The organism is Streptomyces sp. NPDC051172, from assembly GCF_040682555.1.
In the GTDB taxonomy this organism is placed as follows: Bacteria; Actinomycetota; Actinomycetes; order Streptomycetales; family Streptomycetaceae; genus Streptomyces.
Genome location: NZ_JBFBBE010000001.1, coordinates 138,862 through 155,027, shown reverse-complemented (window position 1 = coordinate 155,027; position 16,166 = coordinate 138,862). Strand labels below are relative to the sequence as shown.

Here is a 16,166-nt window from a genome sequence, read left to right as displayed (position 1 = left end):
TGTCCCCTGTGTCAGTTGCCGACGCGGCGGCGCAGGTCCTGGAAGGCGGTGTAGTTGGCGATGACCTCGATCCGCCCCGGCGGACTCATCTGCACCGCCTGGTCGAGGTCGTCGCAGACCTGGAAGTGCTGGTTCGCGACCTCCAGACGCACCGCGAGGTCCAGCTTCCGGTCGCCGATCACACAGATCGGGTGGCCGGTCAGACGCGTGTAGTCGACGTCCCAGAGCCAGGAGGTGTCGGTGCCGTCGGCGCCGCGCGCGTTCACGGAGAGGATCACCGGGGTGGGCGGAGGATCGATCAGGCTGAACGTTTCGAGCCAGCCCGCCGGGTTCTTCGCGAGCAGCAGTCTCAGGTCGCGCTGCTGGAACTGCACCACGTCGTAGCGTCCGGCGACGGCCTGCACCTGGTACATGCGTTCCAGGGCGACCTGCGGCGGCACACCGAAGACGGCGGCCACGGCGGCGGAGCTGGCCGCGTTCGCCTTGTTCGCGCGCCCGGGCAGCTGCAGATGGATGGGCCATGCGGACCCGTGCGGGTCGAGGACGTGGTCCCCGGAGAGCGCCCAGCTCGGCGTGGGCCGGCGGAAACCGCACTCACCGCAGAACCAGTCGTCGCCCGGGCGCTGCATCACACCACCGCAGGACGGGCAGGACCAGGCGTCGTCCTTCCACATCTGCCCGGCGGCGACCCAGATCACATTGGGGGAGGAGGACGCGGCCCACACGACCAGCGGGTCGTCGGCGTTGGCGACGATGACGGCCTTCGACCCGGCCAGCCCCTCACGCCAGTTCTCCGCGAGCATGCGGGTCTCCGCGGCGCGGTCGAGCTGGTCGCGGGAGAGGTTCAGCAGCGCGATGCACTTCGGGGCGGTGTCCCGGGCGACCCCGGCGAGGTACTTCTCGTCGACCTCGATGACCCCGAACCGGGCGTCCGAGCTGCCCGCGAGGGCCGAGGTGATGCCGGCCGGCATGTTGGCGCCGAGTGCGTTGGAGACGACCGGGCCCGCGGCGCGCAGCGCCTCGGCGATCAGCCGGGTGGTCGTGGTCTTGCCGTTGGTCGCCGAGACCAGGGTGACGTCCAGGTTCTGGGCGAGCCGCGCGAGGAGGTCGGGGTCGAGCTTGAGCGCCACCCGGCCACCGATCACCGAACCGCTCCCGCGCCCCGCGGCGCGCGATGCCGCCGCGACCGCCTTGCCCGCGGTCACGGCCAGCTTGGCCCGCGGCGTGAGCGGGTCCGAGTTGCCTGCCATGAGTTCTCGATCCTCCTTGCGTACGCGCCGCGCCTCTGCCTGACGGCAACGTGGTGTGGACCTCAGCCTATCGAGATCCATTCACAGTCCCGAACCGCCGTACCCTGACGGCCATGCGAAACAGCTCCATTCCGGGCGCCCGAGGGCGCGTCCGGCCCCTCACCCTGCTCGGGGACCCGCTCCTGCACACCCCTTGCGAGGAGGTGACCGACTTCGGCCCCGGACTCTCGGCCCTCGTGGAGGACCTGTTCGCGACGATGTACGCGGCGCAGGGCGTCGGCCTGGCAGCGAACCAGATCGGTGAACCTTTGCGCGTGTTCGTCTACGACTGCCCCGACGACGAGGACGTCCGCCACGTCGGCCACGTGGTGAACCCCCGACTCGTCGAGAAGGACGGCGTGGTGATCCGCGGCCCGGAGGGCTGCCTCTCCCTACCGGGCCTGGAGGCCGGGACGGAGCGCTACGACCATGCGGTGGTCGAGGGCTTCACGGCGACCGGAGAGCCGATCACCGTTCATGGGACGGGCTTCTTCGCCCGCTGCCTGCAGCATGAGTGCGACCACCTGGAGGGCAGGATCTACGCGGACCACTTGAAGGGCCGGCGCCACCGGAAACTGATGCGCCAGGTGACGCGAGCGTCCTGGCGCCGGACGGATGCTGCTACCTAGGGGCGCGGGGCCGTGTCGATTTGCGCCTGCGCCCCGCGGGCGCGATCAACCCCACCGGCCCGCAGTCGAAAGGCAACCGTCAGAACCCAGGCCCACCTATCCTGTCGCCGGCCGCGGCCAGTCGCCCCCACAGCAGATCAGCCAGACTCCGCACCAACTCCCCCCGAGAACAAGGCCGTTCCCCCAACCACCAGTCCCCGGCGGCATGCATCATGCCGACTATCCCGTGCCCCCACACCCGAGCCAGCTGCTGCCCCCCGGGCCCGAGATCCAGCCGGTCCTCGATGACCTGCGCCAACTCCTCGCCCATACGCCGGAGCAGCGGAATCGAATGCTTGCCGACGTCGAACCCCTGCTCACCGCCGGGGCTGCCCTCCGCCGGATGCATCAGGAACCGGTACACCTGCGGACGTGCCTCGATCGCCGCGAGATAGGTGTCGAGGGTGGCCTCGACCCGCTCCCGCCGGTCCGCCGGGGCGTCCAGCGCCGCGCGGAGCGAGTTCAGCAGCGCGTCGGTGTGCCGCTTCGCCAGTGCGGCGTACAGTCCGCTCTTGTCGCCGAAGTGCCGGTACAGAATCGGCTTGGTGATGCCCGCCTCCGCGGCGATGGCGTTCATCGAGGCCTGCGGTCCGTCGCGCAGCACCACTCTGTCGGCGGCCTCCAGCAGCTCGCGCCGACGTCGGTCGGCGGACCGCTGCTGCTCGGTCCGCTGCGTGGTGTCCATGAGCTCTCCCCACCCGTGCTTATTCGGTGACGCCTGCGCAAACTAACACTCAGCATGGCCCCCGCATCGAACGGGCTGCCGACCCGTCCCGACCCGTCATCGGGAGTTGACTTTCCTACCCGTGAGTAACACACTGGCGTTACCGCTAGTAACATGCAAGAGCACCACCGCCGCTGGAGGGGACATGGCCGAGTTCACCATGGAGCTCAACGACGAACAGAAGGAGGTCCGGGACTGGCTGCACGGCTTCGCCGCCGACGTCATCCGCCCCGCGGCCGCCGAATGGGACGAGCGTGAGGAGACTCCCTGGCCGGTCATCCAGGAGGCCGCGAAGGTAGGCATCTACTCCCTCGACTTCTACGCCCAGCAGTACTTCGACCCCACCGGCCTGGGCATTCCGATGGCCATGGAGGAGCTGTTCTGGGGCGACGCGGGCATCGCCCTGTCGATCGTAGGCACCGGGCTCGCCGCCGTGGGCGTTCTTGCCAACGGAACCGAGGAACAGATCGGCACCTGGATCCCGCAGATGTACGGCGACGCGAACGATGTCAAGGTCGCCGCGTTCTGCTCCTCCGAGCCCGACGCCGGCTCCGACGTCGCCTCCATGCGTACGCGGGCCGTGTACGACGAGGCCAAGGACGAGTGGGTGCTCAACGGCACCAAGACCTGGGCGACCAACGGCGGCATCGCCAACGTCCACGTCGTGGTCGCGGTCGTCGACCCGGAGCTCGGCTCCAAGGGCCACGCGTCCTTCATCGTCCCGCCGAACACGCCGGGCCTGTCCCAGGGCCAGAAGTTCAAGAAGCACGGCATCCGCGCCTCGCACACCGCGGAGGTCGTCCTGGAGAACGTCCGGGTCCCCGGCTCCTGCCTGCTCGGCGGCAAGGAGAAGCTCGACGAGCGCCTCGCCCGGGCCCGGGAGCGGGCGAAGGCGGGCGGCGAGCGCGTGAAGAACGCGGCGATGGCCACGTTCGAGGCGTCGCGCCCGGCCGTCGGCGCCATGGCGGTCGGCACGGCCCGCGCCGCGTACGAGGTGGCCCTCGACTACGCGAAGACGCGTGAGCAGTTCGGGCGGCCGATCATCGACAACCAGGGTGTTGCCTTCCAGCTCGCGGACATGCGCACGTCCATCGACGCCGCCCGGCTGCTGGTGTGGCGTGCCTCGTGGATGGCGGTCAGCGGCAAGCAGTTCACGGCCGCCGAGGGTTCCATGTCGAAGCTCTTCGCGAGCGAGACGGCGAAGAAGGTCACCGCGCAGGCGGTGCAGATCCTGGGCGGCAACGGCTACACCCGCGAGTACCCGGTGGAGCGGATGCACCGTGACGCCGCGATCTACACGATCTTCGAGGGCACGAGCGAGATCCAGCGCCTGGTGATCGCGCGCACGCTGTCCGGGATGCCGATCCGGTAGCGCCCCCGGTGCTGTCCACGAGCCCGCGGCCGACACCGGCCGGGGGCTCGCGGCGTGTGCTACGGCACCTGCCGTCAAACGGACACTTCACAGCAACCCCCCAGGGCGCACGCGCGGAACCCCGACAGTGCACGACGGGCGGGGCAGGCGGGGTGCGGCGACGGACCGGAGCCCCGGGTCGCTCAGCGGTGCCGCAGGGGCGTCAGCTGCTCGATGTCGTAGCGTCCGCGCAGTTCTTCGATCGCCTCGTGGTCCGGCGGTCCCCCCGACCCCAGGATCTCCAGCAGTTCCTCGAAGTAGCGCTCGTGATCCGGGGGCGGGGAGGCCTGGAAGAACATCTTTGCCGGGGTGTCCGCAGGGTTGGCGAAGGCGTGGGGGCAGCCCGGGGGTACGACGATGACCGTGCCCGGGGTGGCGCGTACCACCCGATTCCCCGAACTCGACTCCCAGTGCTGCCAGTTGTCGGGGGTCCGGACGCGTGGCTCGAAGGCGAGGACGTCCAGTTCGCCTTCGAGTACGTAGAACAACTCCTCGCTGCGCGTGTGCACATGGGCGCCGACGTCGAAGCCGGGCGGTACCTCCACCTCGAAGGTGGAGGCCGTGCGCGAGTGCGTGCCGGTCACCTTGAACGTCACGCGCTGGGCCGGCGTCTCCACGACCCGGCCGTGGCCCGGCGGTACCAGCAGACCCTCCGTCGCCGTCACCGGCTGCTCACCACGTGACCGGCAGTGCTTCGGGACCGCGGATCAACGCCCCCTTCTTGAACGGCACCTGGCCGGGCGGTACGGCGAGCTTCAGGCCCGGAACCCGGTCCAGCAGCGCGTCGACGAGCAGTTGCGACTCCAGCCGGGCCAGCATGCCGCCCGGGCAGTAGTGCGGGCCGAAGCCGAACGACACATGGGGGTTCGGGGCGCGGGTGAAGTCGATGGTCTCCGGGTCCGGGAAGACGTCCGGATCGCGGTTGGCGGCCAGGTAGGAGACGTAGATCGGGTCGCCCGCGCGGATCCGTACACCGCTGATCTCCACGTCCTCCCTCGCGATGCGCGAGAGACCGACCGCGTTGCGGTGCGGGATGTAGCGCAGCAGCTCGTCGATGGCCTGGGGACGGATCTCCGGCTCCGCACGCAGCCGTTCGGCAAGGTCCGGGCGGGTCAGCAGGAGGTAGAACATCTGGCCGCTGTTGTTGGTGACTGCCTCGCCGCCGATCTGCAGGAGCACGGCAAGACCGACGGCCTCCTCCAGGGTGATCTCCTCGCGGCCGACGGCGGCACCGAGCAGGGACGTCACGTCCTCGTCGGAGCTGCCCTCCCGGAGCCCGATGAGGTCGGCGAAGTAGGCGCTCATCTCGTTCTTGGCCTTCTCGCTGACCTTCGCGCCGTGCGAGGAGGACAGGATCAGCTGGGTCCAGGTGTGCATGCCGTGCCGGTCGGCGGCCGGGACGCCCATCAGCTCGCAGATCACCGCGATGGGGAAGGGGCTGAGGACGGCCGCCGTGAGGTCCGCCGGAGGACCGTCCTGCAACAGCTCGTCGACCAGCTCGTCCAGCAGCCGCCGCGACCGCTCGCGCACCCGCTCCACGCCCTTCGCCGTGAACGCCGCGGCCACCGAGCGGCGCAGCCGGGTGTGGTCCGGCGGATCGAGGAAACCGACCGCGCCGCGCTGCGGGATGAAGTGCGGTGCGAGCCGGGTGACCGGCTGGTCCATCACCGCCTCACGGCTGAAGCGGGGGTCGTTGGTCACCATGCGCACGTCGTCGTAGCGGGTGACCAGCCAGGCCCAGCCCTCCCCGTTGGGCAGCTGGATGCGGGTGACGGGGCCCTCGCGCATCAGCTCGGCCAGCACCGGGTCGAAGTCGACGCCGGTCAGGTCGAGGGCCGGCCAGTGCCGGATCGGGGGGAGGGTCTCGGTGAGGGTTTCTTCAGTCATGCCGTACTCACGCCGTTCTGTCGTCGGGGCTGTGCCAGCGGCCCAGCGCCATCTCCGCGGTGATGCCGGGCCCGAACCCGGCCAGCAGCCCGCGCGCCCGGTGCTTCGCTCCGCCCTCGTCGAACATCCGACGCAGCGCGTCGAGGACGACGGCGCTGGCGATGTTGCCGTACTCGGTGAGCGTGGCCCGGCTGAACCGGAACGCGTGCGGATCGACCTGCAGAAACTTGCTGAGGTCGTCGAGAATGCGCGGGCCGCCGGCGTGAATGATGTAGAAGTCCAGGTCGGAGGCGTCCCAGCCGTGCAGACCCGCCAGCTCCTGCAGGGCCGGTGCGAGCGGTTCCATCGTGCCCGGCACCCGCTTGTCCAGCAGGAAGTGGAATCCGGTGGCCCGCACGTCGTACATGATCCACTCCTCGGTCTTGGGGATCAGGTACGAGCCGTTGCGCACCAGCTCGATGCCCTCGCCGCCCCGTCCGCGCACCACCGCGGCGGCGATCCCGTCGCCGAACAGGCCGTTGGAGAGCAGGGATCCGACGCCCAGGTCGGTGGGCTGGTAGCAGAGCGAGCAGAACTCGCAGGCCACGATCAGCGCATTGGCGTCGGGGTAGGCGGAGCAGAAGTCGTGCGCCCGGTTGATCGCGGCTCCGCCGGCCGCACAACCGAGCTGGGCTATGGGTATCTGGCGGGTGGTGCTGTCGAAGCCCATCTCGTTGATCAGCCAGGCCGTGAGCGAGGGCATCATGAAGCCCGTGCACGACACGTAGATGATCACGTCGATGTCCTTGGTGAGCAGCTCCGCGTCGTCGAGCGCCCGCTGTATGACGGCGGGGACCCGGGCCTTCGCCTCGGCCTGGTAGACCTTGTTGCGCTCTTCGAAACCGGGATGCTCCAGCGTCTCTTCGATGGGCTGCACGATGTGCCGCGTGCGAACGCCGGTGTTCTCGATCAGCCGGAGGGCCAGCGGCAGTTGTGGATGGTCGGCGTGGCGGGAGCGTGCGAGCTCCAGCGTCTCCTCCATCGTGATCACGTGCTCTGGGACGGACACCGAGGGTCTGCACAAAGTCGCCATGAACCGTCCTGCTTTCGCCGTCCGGAAGGCTTTCGGCCCCCGGGTCGAAAAGGGTTCACCTCTGGGGGTGGTTCACCCACGATCACCCGACGAGGCGACGATCTCGCGCCGGACTACTCCGTATCGGGGACCCCGTGCCAAGGTCGAAGCAGGAGCCCCACATCCGATCCCATGGAGGACGCAATGACGCGTACGGCCACGGAACTGCTGGAGACGACCACCGCGAAGCTCGCCCCGGACCCGCAGGCCAACCCGCTCGTGCCCCTCATCGGCCGGGGCGAGGCCTCCCGCGACACACTCGCCACCCTGGCCCTGGAACAGCGCTGGGTGATCCCCGCGGACCGCCGCGCGTTCCTCCATCTGGCGCAACGCGCCACGGAGGAACCGGAGGCCGCCGCGTTCTTCGAGATGCTCGCCGACGGCGAGGCGCTGGCAGCCGACCGGCTGCAGCCGTTCGCGCAGGCATGCGGCATCGACGAGGCAAGGACGCTCGCCTACGAGCCGCTCCCGGGCTGCCAGGCCTATCCGTCCTACGTCGCCTGGCTCGCCCTCAACGCCTCCCCGACCGACGCGGTCCTGGCCATCACCGCCAACTTCTCCGCATGGGGCGGCTATTGCAGAACCATCGCCGAGTCCCTGCGCGTCAACTACGACTTCACGGACGAGGCCTGCGCATTCTTCGACTTCTTCGCCCGACCGGCCCCGGAGCTGGACCAGAGGGCGACGGCGGCGGTGGAGGCGGGCCTGGACACCGGGTTCCTGAATGTGGAGCGCGCACACGGCTACGGCCGTCTGCTCCAGAGCTACGAGTCACTGTTCTGGTCAACGCTGCTGCAGCTGGCCCAATAAGGGCGCGGGGCCGTATCGATGTGCGGCTCCGCCTACGGCGCACTTCCGCTGCTGTGAGCGATACACGCCACGTCGATACGGTCGGCCAGCTTGGCCAGCTCAATGGTCAGTGCAGCGACCGTGTCCTCATCGAGTCCGTCCTCCCCGGTCTCGACCAGGTGGAGCCACCTCCCACCCACCGTCCGCAGAAGCTTGCTCACATCGACCGCAGCCACCTGCAGGACACCGCGGTCATCGACGATCAGAGGCAGAGTCACTTCGCGGTTCACAACCGGGATGTTAGCCGCGCGGCCGTCACGCACCGTGCCAAACCGTCGTGATGTTGCAGAACTCCCGGATTCCGTGCCCGGACAGCTCACGCCCGTAACCGGACCGCTTGACCCCGCCGAACGGGAACGCCGGGTGGGAGGCGGTCATCCCGTTGACGTACACGGCGCCCGCCTCCAGGTCCCGTACGAAGCGGTCCACCTCCGCCTCGTCCCGCGTCCATACGTTCGAACTCAGCCCGAACGGCGAATCGTTGGCGATGAGCACGGCCTCGTCGAGGTCGGACGCGCGATACAGCGTGGCGACGGGCCCGAAGGCCTCTTCGCGGTGGATGCGCATCTCACGGGTGATCCCGGTGAGCACGGTCGGCGGGTAGTACCAGCCGGGCAGCTCGGGCCGGCGCAGCCGATGGCCGCCGCACAGCACCTCCGCCCCGCTCCGCCGCGCGTCCTCGACCAGCTCCTCCAGGTCGTCGCGCCCCTGCTCGCTCGAGAGCGGCCCGACGTCCGTGTCCTCCTCCATGGGGTCGCCGACCTTCAGTGCCTTCATGCCCTCGACGAAGCGTTCGGCGAAGGCGTCGTAGACGTCCGTGTGCACGATGAACCGTTTGGCGGCGATGCACGACTGTCCGTTGTTCTGCACGCGCGCGGTGACCGCGATCTGCGCGGCCCGGTCGAGGTCGGCGGACGGCATGACGACGTACGGGTCGCTGCCGCCCAGTTCGAGCACCGTCTTCTTGACCATGTCCCCGGCGGTGGACGCGACCGCCCGTCCGGCGGGTTCGCTGCCGGTGAGGGTGGCCGCCTTGACGCGTTCGTCGCGCAGGATGTCGTCGACGGCGCCGGAGCCGATCAGCAGGGTCTGGAAGCAGCCCTCCGGATAGCCCGCCCGGTGGAACAGGTCCTCCAGGAACAGGGCGGTCTGCGGGACGTTCGAGGCGTGCTTGAGCAGGCCCACATTGCCCGCCATCAGCGCGGGCGCCGCGAACCGGATCACCTGCCACAGCGGGAAGTTCCACGGCATCACGGCGAGGACGGGGCCGAGCGGCCGGTAGCGGACCCGGACGCGGGAGGCGCCCGAGTCCTTGACGTCGAACTCCGACGGCTCCTCGTCCGCGAGGAGTTCCTCGGCGTGGTCGGCGTACCAGCGCATCGCCTTGGCGCACTTGGCGGCCTCCGCACGCGCCTGCTTGATCGGCTTGCCCATCTCGGTGGTCATGACGCGGCCGATGTCCTGCTGGATCTCTTCGAGGAGAGCGGCGGCCTTGTTCATGAGGCGGGCGCGTTCGGCGAAGGGCGTCCTCCGGTACGTGCGGAACGTCGCCTCCGCGAGCTGGAGCCGGCGCTCGAGCTCCTCCTCGCCCATGGCCTCGTACGTCTTGAGCGTCTCGCCGTTCGCCGGGTTCACCGTCGCGATGGGCATGGCTGACCTCCTGGGGCGGGCTTGATTCGACCTTCCCGCGCGCTGCCGGTGACCGCAACGCGTGGGCGGCCGTGCGGTTAATCCGATTGCTCGGATTCCTCCGAGTGCTCCGCCAGCCGGTCGAGAAACGCGGACTGCGCCTTGACGATCACATCCCGGGCGCGGTCGAGCCCGAACCACTCCACCCGGTCCAGTTCGGGGAACTCCTGCGTCTGCCCGGACCTCGGCGGCCACTCCATCCGGAAGGTGCCGGGCACGATCGTCGCCGGATCCAGGTCGGCCTCGACCGCCCAGGCCGTGACGGTCTTGCCGCCCGTCTGCCGGACCTCGCCCAGCGCCACCGCCTCGCCGTCGGGCGGCGCCAGCCCGAGCTCCTCCTGGAACTCGCGCCGGGCGGCGTCCCAGGCCGTCTCCTCCTCGGGCTCGTACTCGCCCTTCGGGACGGTCCATGCCCCCGCGTCCCGCTTGGCGAAGAACGGCCCGCCCATGTGGCCGAGCAGGACCTCCAAGCCGCCACCGGTGTGCCGGAACAACAGCAGGCCGGCGCTGCGCCTGCCGCTCATGGCTTCACCTCCGGGTGCGCCGCGAGCAGCGTCTCGAGCGTGTCCGCCTCCTCCGGACGCTTGTCCTCGCGGTAGCGGACCACGCGGGCGAAGCGGAGGGTGACGCCGGCCGGGTAGCGGGTGGACCTCTGCAGGCCGTCGTAGGCGATCTCGACGACGAGTTCGGGGCGTACGGTCACCACGTGGCCGTCGGTGCCTGTGGCGAGCTCCTGGAGGCGTTCGGTCTGCCAGGTGAGCATCGCGTCGGTCATGCCCTTGAAGGTCTTGCCGAGCATGGCGAAGGAGCCGTCGGGGTTGCGGGCTCCGAGGTGGAGGTTGGAGAGCTTGCCGGTGCGCCGGCCGTGGCCCCACTCGGCGGCGAGCACCACCAGGTCGAGCGTGTGTACGGGCTTGACCTTCAGCCAGGACGCGCCGCGCCGGCCCGCGCTGTAGGCGGCGTCGAGGCCCTTCACGACCACGCCCTCGTGGCCGCGCTCCAGGGTCTCGGCGAGGAAGTCCTCGGCCGCGCTCACGTCCTGTGGCCCGGAGACCAGGGCGCGCCGTACCCGCATCGGCTCGGGCACCAGCCGGGCGAGTTCGGCGTGCCGCTCGGCGAAGGGCAGGTCGAGCAGGTCGCGGTCGTCCACGGACAGTGCGTCGAAGAACACGGGGGAGACGGGGACCGTCTCGGCGGCCGTGGCCACGTCCACGCGCGAGCCGACCCGCCCGGCCGTCTCCTGGAAGGACCGGGGCCGCCCGTCCGCCCCGAAGGAGATCACCTCGCCGTCCAGGATGAACCTGCGGACCTTCAACTCCAGTGCGACGGCGGTGAGTTCGGGCAGGCGGTCGGTGATGTCGTCGAGGGTGCGGGTGTAGATCCCTACGCTGTCGCCGTCCCGGTGGACCTGCACCCGGATGCCGTCCAGCTTCTCCTCGACCGCGCACGCGCCGAGCTTGTCGACCGCCTCGGCCACCGAGGAGGCGCTGTGCGCCAGCATCGGCAGGACCGGGCGGCCGACGGTGAGGCGGAAGCGGTCCAGGGCCGCCGGCCCGTCGGCGAGCAGCGCCTGTGCCACCGTCTGCAGGGAGCCCGCCAGCATCACCGCCCGGCGTACGTCCGCGGGCGGCGCCTCGGTGGCCTGCGCCAGGCCCTCGACGGCGACGGCGTCCAGGGCGCCCTGCCGCACCTCACCGGTGAGCAGCCCGAGCAGGAACCGCTGCTCGTCCTCGGTGGCCGCACCCATCAACTCTCCGACCAGCCGGACTCGTTCCGCCTGCGAGCCGGTGCCCGAGACCTTGCCCAGCTCGCCGAGGAGGCCGTCCACCTCCCGCACGGTGAGCGTGGGTTCGGCGGCCGGAGCGACACGGCGGCTGAGCACCTTCCAGCCGATGCCGAGCCGCCCCTGCGGCAGCCGTCCCGCCAGATACGGGATCACGATCGGCACGTCGTCCGTCTCGGCGTCCCGGAACAGCTCGGCGAGCAGAGCGATCTTCCGGGACCGCGCCGAGGTGGCGGCGACCTCCTGCGAGACTTGGGCCAGGCGGGCGAGCAGCATGAAGCCATGGTGCGGTGCGCTCCGCTGGGTTACACCCGGGGGGACGGCCTGTGTTTCGTCTGCGGGTCCGTTGTGGCTGGTCGCGCAGTTCCTCGCGCCCCTTGCGGGGCTGCGTCAAGGTCCGCCATCAGCAGATCCCCGTTGATCGTGGCGCCCGCGCGGTAGCCGCGGCTCGCCGAGTTGATCACCTGCTCGGCGAAGCCCGTCGCGTTGCCGGCCGCCCAGACGCCGGGCACGGTCGTCAGGCCGGTCGGATCGACCACGGGATACGCGCCGAAGGGTGTCTCGTGGAGTTCGGCTCCGAGGCGTTGCAGCAGATCCGTCCGCGGGAAGGCCCGGGGTGCGGTGAAGACGACCTCGCGGGGGTGCGTCGTGCCGTCCGTGAGGCGTACGGCTGCGAGGTGGTCGTCCTGGATCACCAGCTCCGCGACCTCGCCGGGCACCACCTTCACCCCTGCCGCCGCGAGTCTGCGCAGGTCGTCGCCCGACAGTTCCTGCTCGGGCACGGTGTGGAGGAAGAGCGTCACGTCCTTCGACCACTGGGACACCATCAGGGCCTGGTGGACGCTCAGCGGGGTCGTGGCCAGTACGCCGAAGGCCTGGTCGCGGACCTCCCAGCCGTGGCAGTACGGGCAGTGCAGCACGTCCCGGCCGAAGCGCTCGGCGACTCCGGGCACCGCCGGCAGTTCGTCGCGCAGACCGGTGGCGATCACAAGCCGCCGTGCGTGCACGGTACGGCCGCTCGCGAGGGACACGGTGAAGCCCTTGGTGACGTCCACCACCCGGTCCCGGACCAGCTCCACCCCGTACCGTGCGATCTCTTCCCGGCCGATCGCCAGGAACTCGGCAGGTGGCAGGCCGTCCCGCGACAGATAGCCGTGCATATGGGCTGCGGGCGCGTTGCGGGGCTCGCCCGCGTCGACGACGAGCGTGCGGCGCCGGGCCCGGCCCAGGACCAGCGCGGCGGAGAGCCCGGCCGCGCCCCCTCCGACGACGATCACTTCGTACTGCTCGCTGTGCTTCTCGGTCATGGGAGACCACCTCCACGACCGACGGTCGCCGCACCGCTGCCGCATTGACAAACCTGTTTGCCGAAACTGCAATGTCCTCCATGAATGACGACGACACGGACGAGGTCCTCGCGGAGGTCGGCCCCCGCCTGCGCCGGATCCGCAAGGAGCGGGGTGCCACGCTCGCCGGGCTGTCGGCGGCGACCGGGATCTCGGTCAGCACGCTGTCCCGGCTGGAGTCCGGGCTGCGCAGGCCCAGCCTGGAGCTGCTGCTGCCGATCGCGCGGGCGCACCAGGTGCCGCTGGACGAACTGGTCGGCGCGCCGCCGGCGGGGGACCCGCGGGTACGCGGCAAGCCCCTGGTACGACACGGCCGCACCTTCTGGCCGCTCACCCGTCAGCCCGGCGGCCTCCAGGCCTTCAAGGTGCTGGTACCGCAGAGCAATGAGGAGCCCGAACCGCGCACCCATGAGGGCTACGAGTGGCTGTACGTCCTGTCCGGTCGGCTGCGGGTGGTGCTGGGCGAGCACGACGTCGTCATGGCGGCGGGCGAGGCGGCGGAGTTCGACACCCGGGTGCCGCACTGGTTCGGGTCGACGGGGGAGGGTCCGGTGGAGTTCCTGAGCCTGTTCGGGCCGCAGGGGGAGCGGATGCATGTGAGGGCGCGGCCGAAGCGGTCATGACGGTCGGGCCGATACGCCAACTCGACGCCGCCGCCCGGCTGTTGGCCGTTTCACTTCTCGTGAACCCCTGCCCATGTGACTGCTGTGACTGGTGTTGCACACTGAGCCCATGACACGCATGAGGAAGATCGCAGCCGCGCTGTTGGCCGCATCGGCCGCGCTGCTCGCGATACCCCCCACCGCCTCCGCCACCCCCGCCCCGCACAAGACCTTCTTCAAGGAGAACTTCGACCGTCTTCCCCTCGGGCCGGTCACCGCCGGCCGCGGCTGGAGTGCCGACACCTCGGGCGGTTCGCTGACCGTGGAGCCCAGCGCCACCGGCCGCGGACACGAACTGCGGCTCCACACGGAGGGCAACGGCCGCGCCTTCCTCGCCCTGTCCGGTCTCGCGCCTGCCGGCAACAGCTTCTGGGCCCGGCTGCGACTGCGCGTGGACCGCCTGCCCACGGCTCCCGCCTGGGCGCACTGGACCCTCGCGGAAGCCTCCGGTTCCGATGTCCCCACGCTGGTGAGGCCGTTGGGCGGCCAGTACGTTCCCACCTCGAAGGGCAACTTCTGGGGGGTCGGTTCCGATCTGGGTCCCACCGGGGACTGGACCGCCTGGAAGACCTCCGCTCCCGCCACGGCGGGGGCCTGGCAGTGCGTCGAATTCCACCTCGACGCGACCGACAACCGCGTCACCGTCTACCTGGACGGTGCCGAGCAGCCCGAGTTGGCAGTGTCGACACAGCAACACGGCGGCACGGCGGACGACTTCGTCTTCCCGCACTTCGACAGGCTCAGGCTGGGCTGGCAGTTGTACCAGGCCGATCCCACCCCCTCCTCGTACGACATGCACATGGACGACGTGGCGCTGAGCAGCAAGCGGGTCGGCGGGTGCGGCTCATGACGGGCGTCTGCCGGGGCGGTCCCGCCGGGTCGGACCGGGGGAGTGTGCCCGTCCGCGCGGCGGCAGACTACCGTCTCCCTCACCTGACGAGCTTCCAGTCCTGCGAGCCGTCTCCGGCCGCGTTCTGCAAGGTCAGCGGGGCCCCGTCGGAGGCGCCCGTCAGGTAAAGGGCGGTGTTCTTGACCGACTGCAGCTGGTAGTAGCCGTCGGCGGTCTTGGCCAGGTTCCAGCTGCCTGTCGGGCTGTTGTCGACCCACTGGCCGATGCGTTGCCCGACCGTCGCGTTGCCGGTCCAGATGGCCGCCGCACGGCCGCCCGACTTGTTCAGCAGGGTCACGCCGCCCTTGGGCTCGGTCACGACATGCCAGTACTGGGTGGCCGGGTCCGCCGCCGATCCGGCATCCTCCAGGACGACGTCGGGGACGTCGCCGTTGCCGAGGTTCGCGTCGTTGGTCCTGTTCCCGGTGCCGATCACCTGGCCGGTCCTGCGGTTCACCAACTGGTAGTAGGCGCCGTCGGAGTGGCCGAGGTCGACCTCGGCGTACGCGAGCGTCGAGGTGCCCTGGTTGTTGAGGATCGCGATGCGGCCGGTGCCCTCGACGTACTGCAGGTTGCGGCTGTAGGCGGCCGGCGAGGTCGTCTGGTACTCCTTCCACACGCCGTCGCTGCGCCCGGTCTCATTCACCCAGACATCGCCGCTGCCGGCGGCGTTGTACACCAGGCGCCCGTCCGGGAGCGCGACGACGACCGGACTACCGCCCGTCGCGAGCGGCCGCGAACCCGCCACCACCGGCAGGGAGTTGACCCCCATACCGGTGGCGGAACCGTGGAAGAACTTCAGCGGGTCGTCCGCGATCTTGTATCTGACATTGGCCCCGCCGCCCCAGTACTCGAAGGTCAGCAGCCATCTGCCGTCCGTCGTGCGGACCACGTTCGTCATGCCGGGCCGGCCGCCGCCGATCTCCGACTTGCCGCCCCCCACGTCCTGGGTCAGACCGGCGACGTCGACGACGGGGGCGCTCCACTTCTCGCCGCTCCCGTCCCAGGTCCTGTGGACGAGGATCTGGCCGTGCGAGTCCGTGGCGGTGCCGTTCGCCGGGTCGAGCGCCGGGACACCGGTGGCCGGGTCGAAACCGGTGTAGTCGTTCTCGTCGGAGTAGTAGCAGACGAGTCTGCCCTTGTAGACCATCAGGTACGGCTCCCAGAGGGGATCCACCTGCTTGTATGTGTTCGCGGCGGCGACGTTCTGCCCGATCGCGCCCGCGCTGCCGCCCTGCCGGCCACCGGTCGCGATGACATTGGCGACCTTCCACGTCACGCCTTCGTCGGTGCTGGAGTACAGGGCGATCGCCATGTCACTGCGGTCGCCGTCGTTGGACGGCGTCCAGTTCGGGTCGGCCGCCTTGTGCTCCTTGTAGTACTGGTCGTCGCCCGAGACGACACTCGCCAGGAGCAGCGTGCCCGCCTTCAGCGTGCCGACGCGCTGCGGAAGCACGTACAGATACGGGTTCGTCCAGTTGCTGGTGTAGTGCGCGTACCGGGGATCCTTGGACAGGTACGCTGGGGCCTTGACCTCCGACAGCGGCTGCCACGTCGTGCCGTGGTCGTCGCTCCTGTAGACCGGGAGGGTCTGCCCGTCGGCGCTTCCTGTCCGAGGCACGACGGTGGACTTCTCGAACGCCGCGACCAGACGTCCGCTCGGCAGCTGCGCCGACTTGGGGTAGATCGCGCAGTTGCCCCGCCCCTTCAGGCAGGGGTCGTTCCCGAGCTGGTACAGGATCCCGCCCGTGGGGTCGTACGCCTGCGCGCTCGTCATCGGGATCGCGAGGAGCACGGACGCCGCGGTGAGGGTGCCCAGTGCTCTGGCGGCTCTTCTTCTCTGCATGGCCTCTCCTGG

The 16,166-nt window shown here is 70.2% G+C and carries 15 protein-coding genes and 1 pseudogene; 5 read left to right on the top strand and 11 right to left on the bottom strand.

Annotation, left to right across the window (positions count from 1 at the left end; genetic code table 11):
* Window positions 1-11: 11 nt before the first annotated feature.
* Window positions 12-1,250 carry a MurT ligase domain-containing protein gene (locus tag AB0N07_RS00655; protein WP_365830602.1) on the bottom strand — a complete coding sequence of 413 codons (1,239 nt, stop codon included), beginning with the start codon at window positions 1,248-1,250 and terminating at the stop codon, window positions 12-14.
* Between the two features lie 113 nt (window positions 1,251-1,363).
* Here AB0N07_RS00655 and def point away from each other — a divergent pair, with 113 nt between their 5' ends.
* The gene (gene def, locus AB0N07_RS00650; protein WP_365830600.1) at window positions 1,364-1,918 is read left to right on the top strand and encodes a peptide deformylase; all 555 of its coding nucleotides are present in this window, start codon (window positions 1,364-1,366) and stop codon (window positions 1,916-1,918) included.
* A gap of 79 nt (window positions 1,919-1,997) precedes the next feature.
* Here the strand turns inward: def and AB0N07_RS00645 are convergent, their stop codons facing one another.
* Window positions 1,998-2,642, bottom strand: coding sequence for a TetR/AcrR family transcriptional regulator (locus tag AB0N07_RS00645; RefSeq protein WP_115914117.1), 645 nt, complete (start codon window positions 2,640-2,642; stop codon window positions 1,998-2,000).
* Between the two features lie 184 nt (window positions 2,643-2,826).
* Here AB0N07_RS00645 and AB0N07_RS00640 point away from each other — a divergent pair, with 184 nt between their 5' ends.
* Window positions 2,827-4,053, top strand: a complete 1,227-nt coding sequence (locus tag AB0N07_RS00640) for an acyl-CoA dehydrogenase family protein (RefSeq protein ID WP_365830598.1) — start codon at window positions 2,827-2,829, stop codon at window positions 4,051-4,053.
* A gap of 182 nt (window positions 4,054-4,235) precedes the next feature.
* On the opposite strand, the gene AB0N07_RS00635 is transcribed toward AB0N07_RS00640, so the two are convergent.
* The 3 genes and pseudogenes from AB0N07_RS00635 to AB0N07_RS00625 all read right to left on the bottom strand — a co-directional run.
* The gene (locus AB0N07_RS00635; protein WP_365830596.1) at window positions 4,236-4,757 is read right to left on the bottom strand and encodes a cupin domain-containing protein; all 522 of its coding nucleotides are present in this window, start codon (window positions 4,755-4,757) and stop codon (window positions 4,236-4,238) included.
* 7 nt (window positions 4,758-4,764) lie between these two features.
* The gene (locus AB0N07_RS00630) at window positions 4,765-5,979 is read right to left on the bottom strand and encodes a cytochrome P450 (protein WP_365830594.1); all 1,215 of its coding nucleotides are present in this window, start codon (window positions 5,977-5,979) and stop codon (window positions 4,765-4,767) included.
* A 7-nt stretch (window positions 5,980-5,986) separates the two neighbouring features.
* Window positions 5,987-7,063 (bottom strand): annotated as a pseudogene (locus tag AB0N07_RS00625) (type III polyketide synthase); the annotation flags it as partial.
* A gap of 171 nt (window positions 7,064-7,234) precedes the next feature.
* Between AB0N07_RS00625 and AB0N07_RS00620 the strand changes: the two are divergent.
* A complete protein-coding gene (locus AB0N07_RS00620) occupies window positions 7,235-7,900 on the top strand; it encodes a transcriptional regulator (RefSeq protein WP_365830592.1) in 666 nt (221 codons plus the stop codon).
* A 32-nt stretch (window positions 7,901-7,932) separates the two neighbouring features.
* Here AB0N07_RS00620 and AB0N07_RS00615 read toward each other — a convergent pair whose 3' ends face one another.
* The 5 genes from AB0N07_RS00615 to AB0N07_RS00595 all read right to left on the bottom strand — a co-directional run bounded on the left by AB0N07_RS00615 (window position 7,933) and on the right by AB0N07_RS00595 (window position 12,718).
* A complete protein-coding gene (locus AB0N07_RS00615; RefSeq protein WP_232652941.1) occupies window positions 7,933-8,169 on the bottom strand; it encodes a DUF6213 family protein in 237 nt (78 codons plus the stop codon).
* Window positions 8,170-8,194: 25 nt separating this feature from the next.
* Complete coding sequence (locus AB0N07_RS00610; protein ID WP_365830589.1) at window positions 8,195-9,589, bottom strand: NADP-dependent succinic semialdehyde dehydrogenase; 1,395 nt, start codon at window positions 9,587-9,589, stop codon at window positions 8,195-8,197.
* A 77-nt stretch (window positions 9,590-9,666) separates the two neighbouring features.
* Entirely contained in the window at window positions 9,667-10,152 is a 486-nt protein-coding gene (locus AB0N07_RS00605; protein WP_365830587.1) for an NUDIX domain-containing protein, read from the bottom strand.
* The gene (locus AB0N07_RS00600) at window positions 10,149-11,687 is read right to left on the bottom strand and encodes an ATP-dependent DNA ligase (protein ID WP_365830585.1); all 1,539 of its coding nucleotides are present in this window, start codon (window positions 11,685-11,687) and stop codon (window positions 10,149-10,151) included. Before AB0N07_RS00600 ends, AB0N07_RS00605 begins: the two co-directional genes overlap by 4 nt.
* 29 nt (window positions 11,688-11,716) lie before the next feature.
* A complete protein-coding gene (locus AB0N07_RS00595; protein ID WP_365830583.1) occupies window positions 11,717-12,718 on the bottom strand; it encodes an NAD(P)/FAD-dependent oxidoreductase in 1,002 nt (333 codons plus the stop codon).
* Between the two features lie 80 nt (window positions 12,719-12,798).
* Here AB0N07_RS00595 and AB0N07_RS00590 point away from each other — a divergent pair, with 80 nt between their 5' ends.
* Both AB0N07_RS00590 and AB0N07_RS00585 read left to right on the top strand, forming a co-directional pair.
* Complete coding sequence (locus AB0N07_RS00590; RefSeq protein WP_365830581.1) at window positions 12,799-13,380, top strand: XRE family transcriptional regulator; 582 nt, start codon at window positions 12,799-12,801, stop codon at window positions 13,378-13,380.
* A gap of 109 nt (window positions 13,381-13,489) precedes the next feature.
* Window positions 13,490-14,269, top strand: coding sequence for a hypothetical protein (locus AB0N07_RS00585; protein ID WP_365830579.1), 780 nt, complete (start codon window positions 13,490-13,492; stop codon window positions 14,267-14,269).
* 79 nt (window positions 14,270-14,348) lie between these two features.
* Here AB0N07_RS00585 and AB0N07_RS00580 read toward each other — a convergent pair whose 3' ends face one another.
* Window positions 14,349-16,154, bottom strand: coding sequence for an RICIN domain-containing protein (locus tag AB0N07_RS00580; RefSeq protein WP_365830577.1), 1,806 nt, complete (start codon window positions 16,152-16,154; stop codon window positions 14,349-14,351).
* Window positions 16,155-16,166 lie beyond the last annotated feature (12 nt).

Excerpts from the sequence above, each read along its gene's own strand:
- AB0N07_RS00645 (WP_115914117.1), bottom strand. The coding sequence starts at position 2,642 with ATGGACACCACGCAGCGGACCGAGCAGCAGCGGTCCGCCGACCGACGT.
- AB0N07_RS00580 (WP_365830577.1), bottom strand. The coding sequence starts at position 16,154 with ATGCAGAGAAGAAGAGCCGCCAGAGCACTGGGCACCCTCACCGCGGCG.
- AB0N07_RS00585 (WP_365830579.1), top strand. The coding sequence starts at position 13,490 with ATGACACGCATGAGGAAGATCGCAGCCGCGCTGTTGGCCGCATCGGCC.
- AB0N07_RS00655 (WP_365830602.1), bottom strand. The coding sequence starts at position 1,250 with ATGGCAGGCAACTCGGACCCGCTCACGCCGCGGGCCAAGCTGGCCGTG.
- def (WP_365830600.1), top strand. The coding sequence starts at position 1,364 with ATGCGAAACAGCTCCATTCCGGGCGCCCGAGGGCGCGTCCGGCCCCTC.
- AB0N07_RS00590 (WP_365830581.1), top strand. The coding sequence starts at position 12,799 with ATGAATGACGACGACACGGACGAGGTCCTCGCGGAGGTCGGCCCCCGC.
- AB0N07_RS00600 (WP_365830585.1), bottom strand. The coding sequence starts at position 11,687 with ATGCTGCTCGCCCGCCTGGCCCAAGTCTCGCAGGAGGTCGCCGCCACC.
- AB0N07_RS00640 (WP_365830598.1), top strand. The coding sequence starts at position 2,827 with ATGGCCGAGTTCACCATGGAGCTCAACGACGAACAGAAGGAGGTCCGG.
- AB0N07_RS00620 (WP_365830592.1), top strand. The coding sequence starts at position 7,235 with ATGACGCGTACGGCCACGGAACTGCTGGAGACGACCACCGCGAAGCTC.
- AB0N07_RS00595 (WP_365830583.1), bottom strand. The coding sequence starts at position 12,718 with ATGACCGAGAAGCACAGCGAGCAGTACGAAGTGATCGTCGTCGGAGGG.
- AB0N07_RS00630 (WP_365830594.1), bottom strand. The coding sequence starts at position 5,979 with ATGACTGAAGAAACCCTCACCGAGACCCTCCCCCCGATCCGGCACTGG.
- AB0N07_RS00605 (WP_365830587.1), bottom strand. The coding sequence starts at position 10,152 with ATGAGCGGCAGGCGCAGCGCCGGCCTGCTGTTGTTCCGGCACACCGGT.
- AB0N07_RS00610 (WP_365830589.1), bottom strand. The coding sequence starts at position 9,589 with ATGCCCATCGCGACGGTGAACCCGGCGAACGGCGAGACGCTCAAGACG.